The organism is Candidatus Magnetaquiglobus chichijimensis, from assembly GCF_045865675.1.
GTDB classification, from domain to species: domain Bacteria; phylum Pseudomonadota; class Magnetococcia; order Magnetococcales; family Magnetaquicoccaceae; genus Magnetaquiglobus; species Magnetaquiglobus chichijimensis.
The window spans coordinates 345328-366693 of record NZ_BAAFGK010000005.1 but is presented as its reverse complement, the minus strand read 5'-3'; the positions used below and the strand labels follow the sequence as shown (position 1 = coordinate 366693).

The window sequence follows — 21366 nt, the reverse complement described above, 5'->3', positions numbered from 1 at the left end:
TTATCCTCGAAATGGATGCGGAGCCGGGATCGACTGAGCGACCGGCTCGCAATCGAAAACGGGTCGGATCTTACCATTAGAATATTTCCCGGATGACACGCCACATGAATGGGCTCACCCTGCCAACGGCTCTTGCCGAGCTTCCCAGACCCGTCACCCTGGAGACCTTTCTCCCCTTTCTGTGCTGTCCCAACTGCCAGGAAGATCTCCAGCTCTCCCGTCCCACCGACAAACCCTGGACCGAAGCCCTGACCTGCGACACATGCGGGGCCGGTTTTCCAGTCATCGAGGGCATCCCGGTACTCTTTCCGGGCAACCGCCAGGAGAGCCTCGACGACCTCTTCCAGCGCTATTGGGACTCTGCCGAAAAGGCGCATCTCTACGATGCCAAGGTGGAGGGCGGTGACGACCCGTTCGGAGTCTACAACCACCACTCCGAAATCCATGCCATGGCCGTCCATTACACCACCCGCCCACCCCGCGCGCTGCTCGATGCCGGCTGCGGCAACGGTCGGTTCCTCACCACCTTTCCAAACAATACCCTCAAGGTGGGGGTGGACGCTTCGCTGAACCTGTTGCGCATCGCCCGCGGCAAGGGTCGCGGCGATTTTCACGTCTGCTGCGAGCTGGAGTCCCTGCCCTTCAAGAACGCGCTGTTCGATACCGTGATCAGCTGTCGCGTGCTCCAACATCTCAAGGAACAGGAGCGCGCGGTTGGCGAACTGGCCCGGATCACCGAACCCAACGGACGGCTGATCCTGGAGATCTACAACACCTGGAACCTGAAAACCCTCTACAAACAGATCCGCATGTCGCCCATTCGGGAGGTGTTCAACGCCCCGTTCCGTCTGCTGTTCCGCTCCATGTCCCCCTTTGCGGACTGGGGGCTGAATCATGACCGCTACAACAGCTGGTGGGAGATCAAACGGTGGATGCGCCGCGCCGGCGTGGGTCGCATCGAAGGACGTGGCGCGGGGTTCGGGTTTCACAAGTATCTTTTTCAACCGTTTTACATCGACGCCGTTCTGCGCAAACACGCCCCGCACTTCCTGCGCCGTTATTACGACGCCTGCTTCGCCCTGGAAAAACGGATCGGCGGTTGGCCCGTCCTGCGCCATACCCTGGAAAAATTCGTCCTGTGCGGCACCATCGGTCCCAAACCCGCCTGGAGCGCCTTCGGCGAACGGCTCTTCAAAACCCTCCGTCACGCCTGGATCTCCTCTCCCCTGGTGAGCGCGCGCGCCGTCAATGCCTGGATCCGCGAGCGCCAACCTTACGATACCCTGCCGGTGCAGAATGTCACCACGCATCTGCGCGAAGGGGTGCTCTGGCTGTGCCGCGCCCAGGACGCCACTCCGGATCACGGGGTGAGTCGGGCCTTTGCCGCGGGTTGGAGCCCACAATTTCGGGGTGGCGGCTGGCAACCCTCCTATCCGGAGACCACCGGATACATCATCCCCACCCTCTATCGGGCGGCGGCTCTGGTCCCGGAGGCCGAGGCCCGAAGCCGCGCCGCGCGCATGGCCGACTGGGAGATCGCCATGCAGCTCCCCAACGGCGCGGTGATGGGCGGCACGGTCGATCAGAAGCGGTCACCCGCAGTGTTCAACACCGGGCAGGTGCTCTTCGGCTGGCTGCGCGCCCACGCCGAGACCGGTGATGGACGTCACCTGGAGGCTGCCATGCGTGCCGGGGCGTACCTGTTGCGTGTCCAGTCGCCGGAAGGGGATTGGCGTCAGGGCAACTCCCGGTACGCCAAGGCCGAAAGCACCACCTACAACAGCCGCGTGGGGTGGGCGTTGATCCGTCTGGGCATCGAAACCGGGGAGACGCAATACCGGGATGCCGGGATCAGGAACATCCGTCACGTCCTCGGGCGTCAGCAGGAGAACGGCTGGTTTGCCGACAACTGTCTCTCCGATCCGTCCGCGCCGTTGTTGCATACCATCTGCTATGCCATGGAGGGCGTCGCCGGCGCGGCGATCTCCCTGGACGAGCCGGCCTGGTTGCGACGGGTGGAGTTGGCTGGTCGGGCTCTGCTTGGCTGTCAATCTCCCCTGGGGCGGATCCCCGGACGTTTGGACGGGCAGTGGCGTGGCGTGGTGGATTGGGACTGTCTGACCGGCAGTGCGCAATTGGCCGGGTTGTGGCTGGTATTGGCGGAACGGTGCGGGGATGACGGCTTCCATGCAGCGGCGCGGCGCACCTTGGGATTCTTGAAGCGGGTGCAGCGGTGTGACGGGGTGGATGACGCGATACGTGGCGGGATGCCGGGTTCTTATCCGTTTGGGGGTGGCTATGGTCGGCATGAGGTGTTGAACTGGGCCACGAAGTTCTATCTGGATGCGTTGTTGCTGGAAATGGGCGTCGAGAATGCCGAGGGGTGGGCCAGGGGATGAGGTGAGACCCGGAGGATGGTTGTTTACCGTGGAACGCCCGCCAGGGAGGTCCACGGTACGGGGGGTGAGGGGGTTCTCCCCCCATCATGCAAGTGACCGTGGAACGCCCGCCAGGGAGGTCCACGGTACGGCCATAACATGTTCCACCTCAAACCTTCATCCCCCGCAACAAGCAACGACAGATCCCGGATCAAACAAGCTTCCGACTTCTGGCAAACTCCCCATAAAGAGCATCGGACCGGATCGTATGGGTCAAGAACCACTCGCTGATGAACAAATTCATGTCCACGATGAAGTAGACATTCCGGTCCTGGGTCAAACGGCCCGCCAACTCCTTGAGTCGGACCAACAAACGATTATGCTCCTGGGCATGCTCGGCCCGTTTCGGATAACCCACCTCGATCATCCACGATTCCTCACCGGCAAAATGCGTGCTGCAATATCCCAGCAAGAACGCCACCGCCTGATCGATCTCCTCCCAATCCCTGGCGGTCGGAGGACGCAAGATCAATTTTCCGGCCAGAGTGTTGATGTGGACGATCCGGTTCATCAACTCCAGATGCTCTCGATCGAATGAATCGATGCCGGTCTTGCGCAGCCTGAGACGCATCGACTCGCGAAACGACAACTCCCGCCCGGATTTCGAACTGTCGGAACCCATCTCGCGCGACGCGGCGGAAACGACGTGCGGAGACGCTTCGGTGCATGCCTTGGGAGACTCCCAACCCTTGGAGAAACGGGCATACCCCATGTCCAACTGGTTGATGTGCTGAAACAACCACCCCACCACCAGATAAAGCAGATCGACCACGAAGGAGATCGACTCCCGCCAGATGCGCGCTTCGAGATCCAACAACGTCTTGACGAATACCCGATGCGCTTCGACATGGGCGGCCACGCCTGGATAGTGGATCCGGTGCATGAACGCCTCCTCCTCCTGGAAGTGGCGGGTCGCATAGCTCTTGAGTTCCTGGAGCGTGCCGCGCAGGGAAGCGACCGACTCCGGATCCGGAGTCTCCTTCTGCAGCTTGCGCACCTCGCCGTAGAGACGCACGATCAACTCCACCAACCGTTCATGCTGACCGTGCAGGGCTGGAATCTCCACATCCTTGAGCCGGGCGCGCATGTTGGCGCGGAACTCATCCAGCGAGAAATGGCGTTGGAAACCATCCACCTGTGGCGCCTGATCCGACGTATGCATGCTTGAGCCCTCCTGACCCGACGACGTGCTCGGCCTGACTCTTGACGAATCGCATTTCCCCCGTGGCCCTTCTTTTCGCATGTTCCACGGTGGGGGGGTGAGATGGTCCCATTCTACGCCACCTTCTCCTCCCGAAAAAGCCAAAATTCCGGGTGAATCGCTCCTGAATGGCCAACGCCGCCAGGTGAACGGACAGTCTCCGTTTCACACCACGCATGTGCGCCAAGTGACATTGCCATGGGGCGTCCGCCATCCTGTTGTCTGGCGTGGCGCGTTTTGATCTGATGTGGGTGAACAAAAAAAGCCACCTTGCGAGTGGCTTTAACTTGTTCATTTTTGGTACGCGGTATTGGATTCGAACCAACGACCTTTGGCTTCGGAGGGTAAACAAAGCCGTTTTCTCGCGTTTCCGTGTGTAGTATGAACCCATAAAAATCAACGTTCTATGTTTCTTGACGTTTCCGGGAATTTCCTCTATTTTGATTCCTGCTGGGTACTATGTGGGTACTGGAATTTTCATTTTGACCTTTACCCTTATGCGTTTAGGTGCCGTTCTGGGTACTGGTTTCCAGTACCCAACAGGGATCAATCCCATCCGAGGGGGAGTAAATTATGGCCGTCAAGCTGATCAAACGCATCGTGGACGCTATCCAGCCAGGGGATAAAGACGTCTTCCTGTTCGATGAGGATCTGATCGGTTTTGGTCTCAAGATTACTCCCGCCGGTCGCAAAGTCTATCTGGTCCAATACCGCATCCGAGGTATAAAAAAACGGGTCATGATCGGTGTACATGGTTCTCCATGGACCCCTGACTTGGCACGCAAGGAGGCTGCAAGAGTGCTTGGCATGGTGACTGACGGGCAGGATCCAGCCGACCTGAAAGCCCAAGCCAAAGTGGCTTCCACCGTGGCGGAACTATGCGCGCTCTATTTAGAGGAAGGAACGGCGCACAAGAAGTCCTCCACCCTCTATGTGGATCGGGGCAGGATCGAACGGCATATCATCCCCTTGCTTGGCAAAAAAAAGGTGTGTGATGTGACACGGGCCGACTGTGAGCGGTTCTTGAATGCGGTTTCCGATGGAAAAACGGCAACCGATGAAAAGACCAAATCCAGAGGACGTGCCATCGTATCCGGTGGCCCCATTACGGCCAACCGGGCCTTGGGCTTGTTTGGGGCCATCATGACCTTTGCCGTGAATCGTGGCCTGCGTGCTGACAATCCGGTCCATGGTCTACGCAAGTTCCGCGAGAATCGGAGAGATCGTTTCTTGAGCCAGGAGGAACTCACCCGCCTGGGGGATGCTCTGGTTAAGGTCGAGTCCGAGGGGGGGAACCCCGTTGCCTTGGCGGTGATTCGTGCCCTGATCCTGACCGGTTGCCGCAAGGGTGAAATTCTCTGTCTGCAATGGTCACAGGTGAATTTCGAGCAAGGGTGTCTCTTGCTGCCTGACTCCAAGACCGGCACCAAGGTGGTGGTGATGGGCGCGCCTGCCATGCAACTGCTGGCCGGACTCCAGCGCATTCAGGGTAACCCGTTCTGTTTCCCTGGATGGAAAGAGGGATTATCCATTGTCGGTGTGCCGAAGGTCTGGGAGCGGGTGCGTACATTGGCGGGTTTGACCGACGTGACCTTGCACGGACTGCGCCATGCCTTTGCCAGCGTGGGGGTGAATGCCGGGTTGAGCCTGCCTGTCGTGGGCGCTCTGCTGGGCCATTCGAGCGAGAGCATGACCGCGCGTTATGGGCACCTGGCATCCGATCCGATACGCCAGGCGGCTGATCGCATCTCCGGCCAGATCGCCGCCGCTCTGGATGGCAACAAGGCCGAGGTGGTGCCGATCAAAAAGGCTCTGTAATCCTCTTGTTGGATGTGTAACAATACACAAATGAACAGCTCAGATCTCATCAAGAGGTTGCTTGCCGATGGATGGAATTTGGTGGGCGGCAAAGGTAGCCACCAGAAATTCAAACATCCAGGCAAACCCGGTCATGTGGTGATTCCTCACCCTCGCAAAGATATTCCTCCTGGAACGCTACGCAACATTTTTCGTCAGGCTGGATGGGAATGGAGTTAGAACAATGCTTTATCCGATTTATATCCACCCAGGGGATGACACGCACGCACACGGTATCGTCATTCCAGATTTTCCGGGTTGCTTCTCGGCAGCGGATGACTGGACCGACATTCCCGCAATGGTTCAAGAGGCTGCGGAAGTCTATTACGACGGTGAATCCAATGATATCCCATCTCCTAGCCCGTTGGAGGTGTTGACGCAACGGGACGAATATCAGGACGGAATCTGGATGCTTGTTGATATCGATACGTCACGCATCCGCCCCAAAGCGCTGAGATTGAATATTTCACTACCCGAACCGTTGGTACGTCGCATCGATGATTATGCCAAGGCACATCATTTAAGCCGATCTGGTTTTCTGGCTCGTGCGGCTGAAACGGCGTTGCGTCCAGGCTGAGCGTTCGCAGAATTCGATGGAGCGGCAAGACGGTAACTGCGGTGATGTGAGCGTGATCTATGACCAATCCCCATATAGGCAGTGATTTCGATGCTTTCCTGATCGACGAGGGGTTGCTTGCCGAGGTTGAGGCCGTGGCCGTGAAACGGGTGTTCGCCTTCCAGGTGGCACGCATGATGGAGGAGCAAAACCTTTCCAAGTCCGAAATGGCGCGCCGGATGAAGACAAGCCGTGCCGCTCTGGATCGCCTGCTTGACCCTGAGAATCGATCCATCACGCTCCAGACCATGGAGGGGGCCGCTGCGGCCATGGGCGCGCGTCTGCATGTGGAACCGGTGCCTGCCGCTTGATGGGTTGCAACTGCTGGAAGCACCATGAATATCGAGTATGACGAACCAGACGACATCATGTTCATCCGTTTCAGTGATGAACCGGTTGAGAGAGATCTTTCTTATGGCTGGAATGTCCATGTGGGCATGACCGCTAACGGAATCGGGCAGATCACTATCCTGGATGCCAAGGCCGATGGCCTGTTGCCCGTCAAGATTCCGAAAGAAATTCTGCAACAGGCTGTTGTTGGATAATCGGCACTGCCGTGAACGGTATTCATAAAGTCGAGGTAGTACCCATCAACCTGCGTATCCGCCAAGGAGGATGACCCATGCAAAACCCCGTAGCCATCCCGGATGATGTGGCAGAGCCTTTGACAGGGGAAAGCAAGACAAAGATTCTCACCCGAGAGCAAGCGCGAGACATGGTTAGGGAAAATTTTGATTGGTGGTATGTAGAACACGCCATATTAAAATTCAACGACATTGAATTTGATGATGATACTGACATATATGGATATTTACAACACAGTTCGGATGGAATGATGAAAATACAATACTTGAATCCGTATATCATGAAACTGAAAAATATAGCCTAGACGGTGATGACAATATCAAAGAGCAGATTCCAGATTGGTTCCACAATACCGAGATCGGCATTATTGTTCACCTGCCAAAATTTGCACTATTTCTTGTCCGGGAAAAGTTCATACCAGGAGAGAACTTTGTGGAGTATTGCAAGAGGATGAAATTTTATGATGTTGGCTCAGAAAGTGTTAGAACATCATCAATGCCAAGAGAGTTTTTCTTAAGGGTAGACTATCTTCGCGAAGAAAAGGCTAGTCAGAATAGGAATCTTTCGCCGACAGAACGTAAGACGGCCAGGGAATCTATGATGGATTTTAATAAACAATTACAGGCGATTGGAGCTATCCCTTTTGATACTGACGGAGAAATCAATATTTCCAACCCATCCTCAGAATCGACGACCAGTTCTGTGGATTTGAACCAATCCTCAATCATTGCTGACGAAACCCGTTGTAAAAAATGGCTTATAACTATCATGAGAGACAAAAACGGCAAAATAATAAAGCCTGACAGCAATAAAAAATCGTACTTTCTAGAGGCAAAGAAGAAATTTTCTAATCTAACATGTCGTGGTTTTGATCGGGCGTGGAGCAACGCTATAGAGGAAACCAGTAATACATTTTTTTCTCAGCCTGGCCGTAAATCATAGCGATATCATCGCACCCGTATCGATACGCCAATATATCGTGTCGGCTATTTCTTCTCAAGAATCCATCCTAGAGTCATCCAACGTTTCGAGACGTTTCTAGCTGGCAGACTGATCATCTGCCAGCAACACGAACCGATGGGATGATATCCATGAAGACTCCAATCAGTACATCACCACCTGAACAGCATTTCATACGTACCCGCGCCGCTGCTCACTACTTGTCGATTGGGAAATCTACTCTCGACAAGTACCGATTGACAGGGGAGGGACCAAGGTTCAGTAAGCTTGGCCGGTCTGTTGTCTACGCCTTGGCTGACTTGGACTCTTGGGCCGCTTCACGGGCTGTCAGTTCAACATCTGAAGCTGATGCACGGCTGAGGAGGTGATCGATATGAACGCAATCGAACCTCTCGATGAAACGACACTTTTGCCGGATGGTCCGGAAGAAACCCGGAAATCCGACAAAAGCGATTCAGTCAGCAACAACCAATTCCTCGCGGCGCTGTTCGGGAATGCCAACCCCGACCACCGCCCAATCTTGGTAAGCTTTCCTGGCAATCCTAACGAGGTGGCAGGGAGCGCATGGTCTGGCAAGGCTTGGGAAAAGGGTTCCGCCAAACTGCCCGATGCCAACAACAACTATTTCAGCTTGGCCGTGTTCCGTCCTGACGAGGCGGGGATCTACCGGCGACTGAAAGCCCGTTTCGTGGCCCTGCACGCGGTGATGCTGGATGATGTAGGCAGCAAGGTGACTATGGAACGAGTGACCTTGCCCCCCTCCTGGCTGCTGGAAACATCGAAAGAAAACTTTCAGGCGGGCTTCATATTGAAAGAGCCTATTACTAATGGCCCCGCAGCCGACCGGTTGATGGAGGCCATTGTGACCGCCGGATTATGCGATCCAGGTGCAAACGGTCCTCGCACCCGTCTTGCTCGTTTGCCCGTAGCCGTGAATGGCAAGTACGAACCAGCCTTCCCATGTCGCATGGAGACATGGAATCCGGATCTGCGCTACACGGTCGAAGATCTGGTGGATGGACTGCAACTGGATATGACCACAACAGGGAATAAACGTCGTGCCCGCTCTCCGGATAATCATGAACGGCATGTGGACGGTGACCCGGTTTGGCTGCCGCGCCCGGATGAAAACGCAGTCCTGGCTGGGCTTCGCGACAGAGGGCTCTACAAAGGCCCGCTTGGCGATGGAAAACATGACATCACCTGCCCGTGGGTGGAAGAGCACACCGACAACCGTGACGGCGGAACCGCCTATTTCGAGCCTGACGACAATTGGCCCATCGGTGGATTCAAATGTTTGCATGGCCATTGTGCCCACCGGCATATGCACGCACTGCTCCAATTTTTGGGTGTCGATGCGCATGCCGCACGCATGAAGCCGGTTATCCGCGTGGTGCCTGGAGAAATTCACAGGGTAGTGGACGCCGCCGAACGAGGACTGGCGCAATCACACCGCCATTATCAGCGGGGAGGGCTGATCGTCACCGTCACTACGGATCCAGGTACCCATGAAACCCGTGTCCAGGACATCAGCCAACCGGCTTTGGTGCGTGCCTTGGCAGGGGTCGCAACATGGGAACGATACGACGCCCGTTCAGAGGCATGGGTGCGGACCGATCCACCGTCACGGCATAGCGGGGTGTTGTTCGATTCCCAAGGATATGCCCACCTGCCGGTGCTCAATGGTTTGACCCGTCAACCTTATCTTCGGCCTGACGGTAGTTTGATGAGCCGGGCAGGATATGATGCGGCCACCGGCATTTTCGGCGTGTTCAATGAGCGGGCTTTTGCCATTCCCGATCACCCGACCCGCGATGAAGCAGACGAGGCGGCCAAGCTGTTGAATGGGCTGTTGTCGGAATTCCACTTTGCCGATGATCATGATCTGGCGGCAGCCTTGTCTGCGATCCTCACAGCCGTTGTCCGGCCCAGCCTGCCCCATGCGCCGATGTTCCATGTAAAAGCGCATGTGGTTGGATCAGGAAAAAGCTACCTATGCGAACTGATCACAGCCTTTGCCACGCCACAACGGGGCACACCAACCACCTTTCCAAAGGAAGATGAAGAGTGCCGGAAATTGCTCCTGGCCGAATTGCTCAGGGCTCCGGCAGTGATCGAGTTCGACAATCTGACCAGTGACCTGCTGGCGCATAAGAGCCTTTGCACCGCTCTGACGGCGGAGTTCATGACCGGGCGGATTCTCGGGGTATCGAAAACCGCCACGGTCAATACGCGGACCTTGTTCCTTTCCAGCGGCAACAACGTTGGACCTGTTCAAGACATGGCGCGGCGTTGCATTACCATCAGCCTGGATCCTCGTATAGAGACACCTGCGGCGCGGTCCTTCGAGAGGCCCGATCTGGTTCGGGATGTACTGGCGGAACGGGGGCGCTATGTGTCGGCGGCGTTGACCATTGTTCGCGCGTGGATTGACGCGGGCAGGCCCAAGAGCGAATGCAAGGGGCTGGCGAGTTATGGCGATTGGTCAAATCTGTGTCGGCAGCCGCTCATGTGGTTGGGCTTCGCTGACCCCACCAACGCCACCTTTGAATCCATGGACGATGATCCGGACCGGGAGATTCTGGATCGCCTGCTAAAGGCTTGGCATGCGGAATTTGGCAATACTCCCACCATGGTTCGTGACGCGATCAAACGGGCGAGTTGCTCGTTTGATCCAGAGAACACGAATAGCCAGGGAGAATTGAAAGAGGTGCTGCATGACATCGCCTTGGAGCGCGGGGAGATCAACCGCAGGCGGCTGGGATGGTGGATCAAGCGTCATGCGGGTCGCATCGTCAATGGCTTGAAATTCGTTCGCGCCAGTGGCAACCGGTCGGCGGAAGCCTGGAAGGTTGAATCGGTTGTGTCGTTTTCTCCGGATGATTTCTGACGACATCTGAAAACTGTCAACGAACGATGGATCCATAAGAGGTGCAGGCATCATCATGGCCAAGCAAGAAACCGTGGTGGTGCCTGTGCTTCAACCATACAAGGTTCATCGGTATCCTTGGGACGGTGAAACCTGGAGCTGAGAAAAGGCTGTTCAAAGTTCATTATCTATACATATTGCTATCCTTATTGATATCAGTCTGTCATAATCATTCATATTACACATATGGGTTGATATAGAGGTTGGTCGATGCGTAACCACTCCACAGATATCGAGATTCAACACCGTGGGCAATGGGTTTCCTCTCAAGCCCGAGATGCCGCCATCCGCACCATTTGTGAACGTGTGGCGGAAGGAGCGAGTTTGAAGGCTGTCTGCCTTGCTGATCCACAGCTACCCTCGCCAGGACTTGTGTACGTATGGTGCGACCATTACCCCAAATACTCCAGCCAGATGCGTGCCGCCCACCTGGCCAAGGGTGACGTACTGGCCGACCGGATCCTTGAGGTAGCCGAAGATGAATCCCTGGAACCTGCTGCCCGGAGTGTGCGGATCGGGGCTTACAGGTGGCTGGCAGGAAAACTCAACCCGGATCGATGGGGCGAGGTCCGCAGAGTCGATATCACGAGTTCGGTATCCTCGCTCACGGATGATGAACTGACGATCCGGATCGAGCAACTCCAGAAACTGGTGTACAAGCCGCCATCGGGTGAGGAATAGGCCGCGCCCTGGTGCTGTCACGCCGCGCGAGATGACCATCAATTCAACTGCAACTCCACCGTTGTTGCCGGATTGGTTGCGTTGGCCGTGCCTTCGCAATAACCTGACGATGTGCTCCAGTTGCCAGCTTTGAGATTGTTCGATCCGAACACCTTGATGGTGTAGTTCGTACCAACCGTCAGACCGTCCAGGGTGCAGCTGCCGCTCCCCTGGTCGGTCACGCAACGTTCTTTCTCCACGCCCTGCTCATAGGCCAACACCAGCGCGTTGCCCGCCACCGCATTCCCTTGCTCGGTCATCTTGACGAGGATCGCACCGCTTGCCTTGGTCACCACCAGATTCACAGCGGAGACATCGGCACCGTTCACAGTCACGCTGTTATTGCTCGCCGAACCATCCGGTGTCCAGACATCGACCCGATAGGTGGCGTTCGGCAAGCCCTTGACCGTGAACTCACCCTTCGAGTTGGTCACCGCGCTGCCGCCCACGTTGTCCGCATCCGACCAGATATTCACCAGCACGCCATCGACAGCGGCACCGCTTCGGGTCACGGTTCCCTTGAGCGCATATCCCTTGCTCAGGGCTACGTTCAGGCCGGTTGTATCCTGGGTCAACGCCACGGTCCCCACGCTCTTCCAACTTGCGGTCCACCTGATTTGAGTGACGACGCCATTGGCAACTGTCACGCCCCCCGTCCGTTGTGGCGCATAACCAGTCGAAGTGACCTCCACCGTGTAGTTACCGCTCGGCAGCCCCTCCAGCTTGAAGCTGCCGTTGCCGGTCAAGCTCGTCGTCGCACCCGCCTTGTCTGACCAGGCATGAATCTCCACCATCTGATCCGCACTCAACCCACTTACCGTACCGGAAAGCGTGAAGAAGAGACTATTGGCCGCGCTCAAATCAAAATCGATTCCCGTGGTGGCGGTGACTCCCGAAACCGATACCGGGGTGTGCTCCGACCACGACGGCGTGACACCGCTCCGCGCAAAATATATTCCCTTGTTGCCGCGCCACAGGCTCACCGCATAATCATCCGCCGTCGGCACCCCCTTCAAGATATAACTGCCCGTGCCATTGGCATCTGCCGTCACGCCACCGGTAAGCAGATGATTACCGCCCGGTGACCAGGCATCCACCCGTGCCCACTCGTTGGCATTCAATCCCTTCACCGCGCTGATGATCGAGCCTCCGGTCGATGCGGTGAAGTTCACACCTGTTGCATTGGCCGTGGTGGTATCAACGTTGCTCTGTGACTGCGGCAGATAGGCATCGGCATTGAAGCTCACCTTGAAGTCACTTGCCAGACCGACACCCTGAATGGCGTAGCTCTCGGAACCGGTGCTGCCCGCCTTGAGCGACGTACCGCTCCACGACCAGGTGGACTCCGACCAGGCATCGATCCGGGCCGTATCATTGCTCTTCAAGCCGCTCACCGTACCCGAAATCGTTTTGCCGGTCGTGACCGAAAAAGTGATTGCGCCATCGCCCTGCGACAGATCCACCAATTCCGCCTTGTCCCATGCTCCGAGCGACTTGCCAACTCCGGCATAGGTACCGCCCAGAATCTGCTCACCCCAGATCGATACCCGGTAGTCATCCGCAGCGTCCAGACCTTTGAGAACCACCTGGTCGCTCGTACCGTTGCCGTAGACAACCGATCCCCCCGTATGCGCGCCGGTAGTCTCGGATATTGCATCCACCCACGCCTTCTGGCCCGAGGCGAGCCCGGTAACCGTCACGGTCAACGTGTAACCCGTGGAAACCGCCACCTTCACATAACGGTCGTTCGCCATGTCAAGCAGCGTGGCACGATCCCAACCCACCAGCGTGCCTGCTTGGGTGGGATAGGTCGTGGTGCCGCTCTCGCCGTTGAAGGTGCCCACCTTGAACGCCGTCTCTGGACCGCCGATGAAAAGACGATAATCATCGCCGCTGGCATCCAGACCCTTGATCTCAAAGGTGGCACTGCCTGATCCATCCGCCTGCACCCGTTTCCAGCGACCGTTATCGAGTTTCTCGGACCAGGCATTGGCATCCACCCATGCATTGGCCGGAAGTCCCGTCACCTGAACATGCAGGCTCTTGCCAGTCACTTTCGCCAGATCGATCCCCACACCCGTTACGTTGCCGTTGGTGGTGTTGAGACGTGTCGCCTTCTCCCAACCTACGGGACCGACTGACGTGCCGCTGGTCGGAGTGCCGCCGTAGTAGCCGTTGGGAATCTCTTCACTACTGCCACGCCAATCCAGGCGATAGTCGCTTGCCGGAACCAGACCCGCGATCTCGAAGGTTCTCGGTGTCGTGCCATCCCCCGTGCCGGTCACCTCCGCGCCCCCCATACTGCCCGTGCTCTCGGACCAGACGCTGACCCGAATTTTCTCGCCACTTGCCAGACCAGCGACCGTGCCACTGACCTTGGCTCCGGCGTCGAGCATGAAATCAATGTTGCCCACATCGTTTGTGCCGACTGCGATCAACGTGGTTTCGGACTCTTTGACCGCATTCCGGTAGAAAGTGGTGCGGTACTGGCCCTTTCCACCCCAGATCACGCCTATATAGTTTTGCGATGGAGCCACGGTCAGGCTGTAGTTGCCGTTCTCATCGCTGAAGGTTCCATAATACTTGCTGCCGTCCTGGGTGTGGAAATCGATCCATATCCAAGGCATCCCCTGACCTGCCGCATCGGTCAACCGGCCAGATATTTTCGTGCCACTGGTCACCGCAAAATCAACCGTCGTGGCTGTGCCAATCTGCGATCCAGCAACCGGCTTGTACATCCCGTTCGCATCGACCGACTTGATGGGGTCAATCGAATACACCCCGGTTATACCGGTTGCGGTCACACGCACCATTACGGGATCCGGCAACAGATATTGATCGCTCCACGGTGCGACTTCATACCAAACCGTTACACCTGAAAGGGGTGCCGGAATGGGGATGGTAAAAGTGCCATCGCTCTTGCTGGAAACACCCACACTCACCGCGCCGTCTATTGCGTGGGCGTTCACCCAGATGTTGGCAACACCGTTCAAGCTGGATTGAATCGAGCCCTGAAGCAGAATTTTTCTGCCCACCGCGATCTTCAATCCTTTTTTGTCCGCATCTCCCAACGCCTGATCGGGCCATGAGGTCAGGAATGTTGCGGTGGTGGGATCATGGGTCAGAGTGAATCCAGAGGCAACATCGCCGGTCACATCTCCGCCGGTAAAGGCTGTACCCGGTATCCATTCATGGTTAACAGGATCCTCGTGACCACCTGGATAGATCGACAGCTTGAATCCACTTGGCAGGCTGCCCGAGGGGACGGTCAGAGTGAAGGTGCCGTTGGCATCGGTCGGCACTCCCCCCACCGGACTTTCCACCCAGGCGAAGGCCATGCCTTCACCCGAGCCATCCACCACGCGACCGGTTACCTTTTGCCCGAGGTCCACCTTGACGGCTAAGACCAGTGCGCCATCAGCTTTGAGCTTGGTTGCCTTGTCGTCATCACCAGGGGTCACGGTGCCGTTGCGCGTCTCCCCGGTCGTGCCAGATTGCACCCACTGTCCGCCCAGGAAATCAACCCAAGCCGTGCCACACCCTTGCGCAGTATCGGTGTTGCTGGACTCACAAAAGGCTGGCAACACCTGTACCCGGTATTCCAGACCCAAACGTACCTGCGAAGAGAAGGATCCGTCGCTTGCAGACTTGACGTTGGCCACCACACTCCAGTCGAGATTGTGAATCATCAGTATGGCACCGACCACCGGCTTGTTGTCGTTGGTCTTGACTGTGCCAGATATCATCACCCCGGCATAAAGCGTGGTCTTGAGTTCGGTGGTATCCGCCAGTTGCAACACGTTGGCTGCATCCTGACTGTTGACCACACCGCCCGCACCATTCGCAAATCCACCTATAATATTTCCTGGCAGTGTGGTGAGTCTGTTGAAGCGGTCACGGTAGGAGGTCAAAAATTCCAACCGGTAAAGTCCCTGCTTGGCGATGAAACGATAGCGACCGGAAGAGTCGGTGAGTGTCTCCAACGAGTCACCCGTGGTACCGTTCACCGGGTCGGACACAGGCAACAGACGCACCAGGACATTGGCGATACCTGTGCCTGAGGCATTCGTGATCACGCCGGAGAGTTGCTCCGTACCGGTGGGGATGTCCAATTCAACAGTCAGGGTAAAGCTTTTGGATACAGGCTCCGTCACCCCGTCACTCACCGTCAGGGTAATGACCGCTGAACCGGCACGACCGATTTTTGGAATGATCACCAACCGGGTCGGCGTACTCGTCATCACCTGAATGTTGGCATCCGGCACGAGATCGTTGTTCAACGACTTGACCATGAAGGTCAAATTGCTGGTCGTCGTCTTGGCGGTCGTCACCGTGAAAGGTACGGTGACCGGGGTGTTGTTGCTGAGGCTGGCTTTGACTGAGACGTTCGGGATGTCCGCCAGAGTGAGCGCGGTATTGACCGCCTGGACCTGAACATTCACACCCGTTGCAGAAGAAGTGAGCTTGCCGTCAGATGCCGAAAACTGGAAAGAGTCGGTTCCAGACCAGCCGCTGGTGGAAACGTAGATGACCTTGCCAGACGAGTTCGAGAGTTGTGTTCCCGTTGCGGTGATTTCAGCGCCCCGCGCGAGGCCATCTGCGGTCTGATACAATTGACCATGGCCTGGCAACGATTCGATGATGAACTTGAGTGGATCCTCTTCGCGATCCGTGCCGGTCAAGGTGATGGATTGGTCGCTTCCTGAAAGAGCGGTGGATGTGATGCCGCTGGTGGCTGCTGGTGCCGTGTTGTTGCGTGTGATCGTGACGCTTACCACGGCAGTGTTGGAATCCGCCTGTCCATCGTTGACCTGGAACGTGATCGTGTCCGTGCCATAGGCCAGGGCATTCGGCACGTAACTGTAAGCCCCGGTGGTCGCGTTGGTGATCGTCGCCGTACCCTTGCCGCCATTGGCAACGATGCTGTAGGTCAATACATCCCCATCCACGTCACTGGCCAGGAGCGTCCCTGTAATAGCGGTCTCTTCACGGGTGGCCAAGGTGCCATTTTGTGCCACCGGTGGATCATTGACTGGCGCGACGATGATCGTGATCGTGGCCACATTCGAGTCGCGTTTGCCATCGTTGACCTTGAAACTGATCGTGTCCGTGCCATGTGCGTTGGCGTTCGGCACATAGCGGAAGGATCCGGTCGCCGCATCGGTGATCGTCGCCGTACCCTTGGTGCCATTGCTGGTGATCGTGTAGGTCAGGGCATCCCCATCCACATCCGAGGCAAGCAAGTCACCCGTTGTCGTGGTATCTTCATGGGTGGTTATTGTCATATCCTGAGCCACAGGAACATCGTTCACCGGGTTGATGGTGACCGAAATGGTGGCTGTGTTGGAATCGAGTTTGCCGTCGTTGATTTTGAAGGTGAAACTGTCCGTACCGTTCGCATCAGCCATCGGCGTATAACTGTAAGCCCCGGTGGTCGCGTTGGTGATCGTCGCCGTACCCTTGGTGCCATTGGCGACGATGCTGTAGGTCAACGCATCCCCATCCACGTCGGTGGTCAACAACGTTCCCGTAGCAGCAGTGTCTTCGTTAGTGGCCAAGGTGCCATTTTGTGCTACCGGCGCATCATTAATCGCTTGTATCGTCACCGTAATCGTGGCTGGATTGGAATCGAGTTTGCCGTCGTTGACCTTGAAAGTGAAGCTGTCCGAGCCATTCACATCGGCCTTCGGGGTGTAGGTGTAGGCTCCTGTCGCGGCGTTGGTCACGACAGCCGTGCCTTTGGTGCCATTGGCAACCACGGCATAGGTCAATGGATCCCCGTTGGCGTCGCTTCCTGTGAGGATGCCGGATGCGATGGTTTCTTCAGTGGCGTTCAAGGTGCCGCTGTTGGCAATGGGCATATCCTCCGACTCGTTGATGGTAATCGTGACGGTCGCTACGTTGGAATCATCCGTCCCATCGTTCGCCTTGAAGGTGAAACTGTCGGTGCCGGTCTCCCCGGTATTCGGGGTATAGGTAAAGGCTCCGGTCGCAGCATTGGTGATGGTAGCCGTACCTTTGCTTCCGGTCGTCACCAGTGTATAGGTCAGGCTGGTATTGTCCACATCGCTGGCCGACAGGGTGCCAGAACCGCTTTTGTTCTTGTTCACGGACAACGTGCCGTTGCTGGAAACCGGCGCATCGTTCACCGGGGTGATGGTGATCGTGATGGTCGCGGTATTGGAATCCGTCGTGCCATCATTGACTTTGAAGGTGAAGCTGTCCGTCCCGCTGGCATTGGAATACGGCATATAGGTGTAGGCACCGGTCGCTGCGTTGGTGATGATCGCCACCCCATTGGAGCCGTTGGAAACAATGCTGTAGGTCAAGGCATCGTCATCCGCGTCAGTCGCTGCAAGCGTTCCTGAAGTCGCAGCGTCTTCTGTGGTCGTCACTGAACCATCTTGGGCTGCGGGCGTATGATTGGTCTGGACCGTTGCGGGCATGATTTGTACAGGGGTGGTACGATTCGTGGTCGTTCCATCACCTAACTGGCCATGATGATTATAACCACACGCCCAGAGTGAATTATCTGATTTAAGTATGACAGTATGATAATATCCAAGAGATAAAAAACTAGAATTCTCCATGCCGTAAATTCTTGTTGGGCGTGAACGCCCAGAAATAATACCTCCATTGCAAAGTTGACCATAAAGATTATCTCCCCATGAAAATACCGTTTTATCAGAGTTTATGGTTAGAGTATGGTACGGTCCGGCATATATGGAAGTGATCCCGTCAAGATCTTGAACTTGAAAAGGACTCGGAAAACTTGTATTAATTTCACCTGCTCCCAATTCTCCTCGATAGTTAAAGCCCCACGCAAACAAGGTTCCATCACTTCTTAGAGATAAGGTATGGTAATCATTGGCAGCAATAGCAACAACGTTGCTTTGGTCTGTAATTTGAACCGGTCGAAGGCTATCTATCTCGTTCCCTGTGCCTAATTGACCAAAAGCATTAGATCCCCATGCAACAACAATTCCATCGTTTCTTAATGCTACTGAATGGGTGAATCCGGCTGAAATTGCAGAAATTTTATTCAAATTAAGAACTTGTACCGGTGATAGGCGACTCGTAAGAGTTCCATCCCCAAGTTCCCCAGAGAGATTAGAACCCCAAGAATATACTTTTGTATTTGATTTTATGGCTAAACTATGCATATTAGCAGCAATAGCAATAATATCAGTCAAACCGGTAACCTGTACAGGGGTTGAACGATTATTGCTTGTGCCGTCACCAAGAGCCCCGAATAAATTAGAACCCCATGCCCAAACCGTACCGTCAGATTTCAATGCGAGCGAATAGTTTTGCCCAACTGCAATGTCTTTGATATCCCTAAGGTTTGATGCCTGGACAGGAGAGGTGCTATCAATGGTAGTGCTATCGCCAAGTTGTCCGTGCATATTACTTCCCCAAGCCCAAACCGTACCATCAGCATACAGAATAACAGTATGAGTATTGGAAGCTGCAACTTTTGCAATAGTCATATTTTTTGACTTGATGGTGATAGACATGGTAGCGGTGTTGGAATAGGCAGAACCATCGAACACCTTGAAGGTGAAACTGTCAGATCCCTTTGCGTTGGGCGTATAGGTAAAGGCGCCTGTAGCCGTATTGGTAATGGTGACGGTTCCTTTGGAAGGGGGGGTGACAATAGAGAACTCCAGTACGTTTCCTTCCGGATCATACGCAGACAGTATCCCGGTATAGGTCCGATCTTCATTGATGTTGAAAGAGTGGCTCATGGCCGTGGGTGCGTCTTGAACCGCCGTGACCGTGACTTGTTTGGTGCCGGTTACGGCAGGTGCCACGCCATCGCTGACTGAGGTAGAGATCGTGAAACTCTTGTCCCAATCCTCTGCCGGGGTGAAAGTCAAACCAGCCAGAAGTGTATTGACGTTGGCTACGGGTCCACTGGCACTCCACATCTTTCCATCGAACGTGGATGTAACCGTCCCAGAGGTGGCTGTGGACAGTGTTCCTGCGTAGTCCGAAAGGGTCAAGGTGGCGGTTACGGTCGCACTGTCTGGATCCGTAATCACAATATCGGTAAGGCTGAAGGCGGCTGCATCTTCTGTGAAAGCTTCTGGTGCGCTGAGGTTGGTGGCTTTCGGGGCGGTGTTTAACGGGGTATCGTCAAAAATTGAAGAGTAGAATGTGCAAACAGAATCAATGGCTGCCAAGGAGATACCATACAGTTTATATGGATTGTTGGTTAAATAACCTATGAATAGTTGATTCTTGAAAATTGCAGGTGGGTATAATGCGGAACTGTTCATGGCGCTATAACTTCCATAACTGCTGCCATAGTTGCTCCAGGTCGTTCTTACGCTTGTGCTGCTGAAGGTGCTGCCATAGGTGCCGATTGAATTATTGATTGATCCAGACGCTACAGCGTTACCAAAGAAACCCAAATAAACTTGAGGTGATTCTTGCGAGAACAGATACGCCCCATCAAGATCAGCGCACGTTATACTGAAAGCGTCCGAAACCGGCGGGACCGTGACCGTAACCTGTTTGGTTCCGGTTACTGCGGCTGCCACGCCATCGCTGACTGAGGTAGAGATCGTGAAACTATTATCCCAATCCTCTGCCGGGGTAAATTTTACGGATGCAAGCAAGGCATTGACGTTGGCCACTGCTCCACTGGCGCTCCACGTCTTTCCGTAGAAAGTGGATGTCACCGTCCCGGAAGTGGCTGTGGAAAGGGTTCCAGCGTAATCAGATAGGGTCAGGGTGGCGGTTACGGTCGAACTGTCCAGATCCGTGATCACAATATCAGTCAGGCTGAAGGCGGCTGCATTTTTAATAAAAGATTCAGGAGCGCTAAGGTTGGTGGCTGTAGGGGTGATGTTTAACGGAGGATTGTTTTTGGATTTCGAGTAAAACGTACAATTTGCAACAATAAAATCTAACGATATACCATTATATATATATTTATTGTTGGTTAGATATCCAATTTCTCTTTCGTTTTTCTTAATTATTGGTGGTGTACGCGTATTATTATTTGTTGCACTATACATAAAAAACGGACCTCCATAAAATGAATCTGGATTTCTGACACTTTTAATAGCACTAGAACTTCCATACAAACCTGCACTATTATTTATTGACTCTAATGCTTCGCTAGTACCAAAAAAACCCAAATAAACTGGGGGTGATTCTTGAGAGTCTAGGTATGCTCCATCAAGATCGGAACAAGTAATGCTGAATGCATTGGATATCCATGCCGGATATAGCAATACAGAGAAAATCAATCTTAACAGAAAGCGTCCTGGCATATTGAACGCCATAATTCACCTTGAGTCGGGCTATGGAGTTTCGTTATTGATAGCTTGAGACAATAACACTAGAGCGTGAAGTCTATGCGGAATGTTTGGTGTCCGCAACAAGATTCGACGAGTTCCAGGAGGGCAAGCGAAGTGTCTATGGGATTACCCAAATCGAGTTCACCCTCTTGAAGTCACCCCCCTTCGCACAGGGACATTGATATCTACAATACCCGAAGACTCCGCGCCGGGTCGTTTGCATTTTTGGTCTTGCCGAATGCCGATTTTCTTTTGGATTTGAAAAAGCTGTTCTCCGAATCCAAATCCCATGTGCACGATCAGGTAACCCCTCTCCCTGCTTTGTATAGAGCCTTCTTCTGGCGATTCGGCTTTTATGGCTACTAGCCTGAGTATGGCAAAACTCAACAGAAGGCCGCGCATGAGCTGTAAAGGCATATATGGCTCACGTGGAGCGTTCTGTGACCTGGGAAGTCTAGGTTGGAAGTACGGGGGCAATGTCTTGAGATGCGGCACAAGGCCGCGCAGAGGCCGTTATGGGCATATGGTGATCGATGCTTGGCTTGGAGAGCACCAGCAAGGGGATGATTCGTGGATTTGTAATGCTGGGGCATGTCTGTCGCCATGTCGTCACAGGTAGAACAAGAAAATTGAATATCTGGTTCACCCTTGGCGACACGGCGACACGGCGACACGGCGACATGGATGGGGAGCATCTGCTTTCATCGCCTCGGGGTTGGGATCCTATCCCGCGAATCGGCACGACTGAA

13 protein-coding genes are annotated in these 21366 nt (G+C 55.0%); 11 read left to right on the top strand and 2 right to left on the bottom strand.

Translation table 11 applies throughout. The features are described 5' to 3' along the window. Positions 1-104: 104 nt before the first annotated feature. Positions 105-2399, top strand: coding sequence for a methyltransferase domain-containing protein (locus ACOY6C_RS15450; protein WP_420906418.1), 2295 nt, complete (start codon positions 105-107; stop codon positions 2397-2399). A 190-nt stretch (positions 2400-2589) separates the two neighbouring features. On the opposite strand, the gene ACOY6C_RS15445 is transcribed toward ACOY6C_RS15450, so the two are convergent. After that, the gene (locus ACOY6C_RS15445) at positions 2590-3600 is read right to left on the bottom strand and encodes a bacteriohemerythrin (protein WP_420906417.1); all 1011 of its coding nucleotides are present in this window, start codon (positions 3598-3600) and stop codon (positions 2590-2592) included. Between the two features lie 612 nt (positions 3601-4212). Between ACOY6C_RS15445 and ACOY6C_RS15440 the strand changes: the two genes are divergently transcribed. The 10 genes from ACOY6C_RS15440 to ACOY6C_RS15395 all read left to right on the top strand — a co-directional run bounded on the left by ACOY6C_RS15440 (position 4213) and on the right by ACOY6C_RS15395 (position 11267). Beyond that, on the top strand, positions 4213-5457 hold the full coding sequence (locus tag ACOY6C_RS15440) for a tyrosine-type recombinase/integrase (protein ID WP_420906416.1): 1245 nt from the start codon (positions 4213-4215) through the stop codon (positions 5455-5457). A 30-nt stretch (positions 5458-5487) separates the two neighbouring features. Further along, a complete protein-coding gene (locus ACOY6C_RS15435; RefSeq protein ID WP_420906415.1) occupies positions 5488-5676 on the top strand; it encodes a type II toxin-antitoxin system HicA family toxin in 189 nt (62 codons plus the stop codon). A gap of 4 nt (positions 5677-5680) precedes the next feature. Then, positions 5681-6073, top strand: a complete 393-nt coding sequence (locus ACOY6C_RS15430; protein ID WP_420906414.1) for a type II toxin-antitoxin system HicB family antitoxin — start codon at positions 5681-5683, stop codon at positions 6071-6073. A 59-nt stretch (positions 6074-6132) separates the two neighbouring features. Continuing rightward, positions 6133-6423, top strand: coding sequence for an XRE family transcriptional regulator (locus tag ACOY6C_RS15425; RefSeq protein ID WP_420906413.1), 291 nt, complete (start codon positions 6133-6135; stop codon positions 6421-6423). 24 nt (positions 6424-6447) lie between these two features. Further along, positions 6448-6657, top strand: coding sequence for a DUF2283 domain-containing protein (locus tag ACOY6C_RS15420; RefSeq protein WP_420906412.1), 210 nt, complete (start codon positions 6448-6450; stop codon positions 6655-6657). Between the two features lie 77 nt (positions 6658-6734). After that, positions 6735-7001, top strand: a complete 267-nt coding sequence (locus tag ACOY6C_RS15415) for a hypothetical protein (RefSeq protein WP_420906411.1) — start codon at positions 6735-6737, stop codon at positions 6999-7001. A gap of 146 nt (positions 7002-7147) precedes the next feature. After that, on the top strand, positions 7148-7639 hold the full coding sequence (locus ACOY6C_RS15410) for a hypothetical protein (protein WP_420906410.1): 492 nt from the start codon (positions 7148-7150) through the stop codon (positions 7637-7639). A gap of 140 nt (positions 7640-7779) precedes the next feature. Beyond that, complete coding sequence (locus ACOY6C_RS15405; protein WP_420906409.1) at positions 7780-8025, top strand: helix-turn-helix transcriptional regulator; 246 nt, start codon at positions 7780-7782, stop codon at positions 8023-8025. 5 nt (positions 8026-8030) lie between these two features. Continuing rightward, entirely contained in the window at positions 8031-10547 is a 2517-nt protein-coding gene (locus tag ACOY6C_RS15400) for a hypothetical protein (protein ID WP_420906408.1), read from the top strand. Positions 10548-10796: 249 nt separating this feature from the next. Then, positions 10797-11267: a terminase small subunit-like protein gene (locus ACOY6C_RS15395; RefSeq protein ID WP_420906407.1), complete on the top strand. Its 471-nt coding sequence runs from the start codon at positions 10797-10799 to the stop codon at positions 11265-11267. 38 nt (positions 11268-11305) lie between these two features. Here the strand turns inward: ACOY6C_RS15395 and ACOY6C_RS15390 are convergent, their stop codons facing one another. After that, positions 11306-20332, bottom strand: a complete 9027-nt coding sequence (locus tag ACOY6C_RS15390; RefSeq protein ID WP_420906406.1) for a tandem-95 repeat protein — start codon at positions 20330-20332, stop codon at positions 11306-11308. Positions 20333-21366 lie beyond the last annotated feature (1034 nt).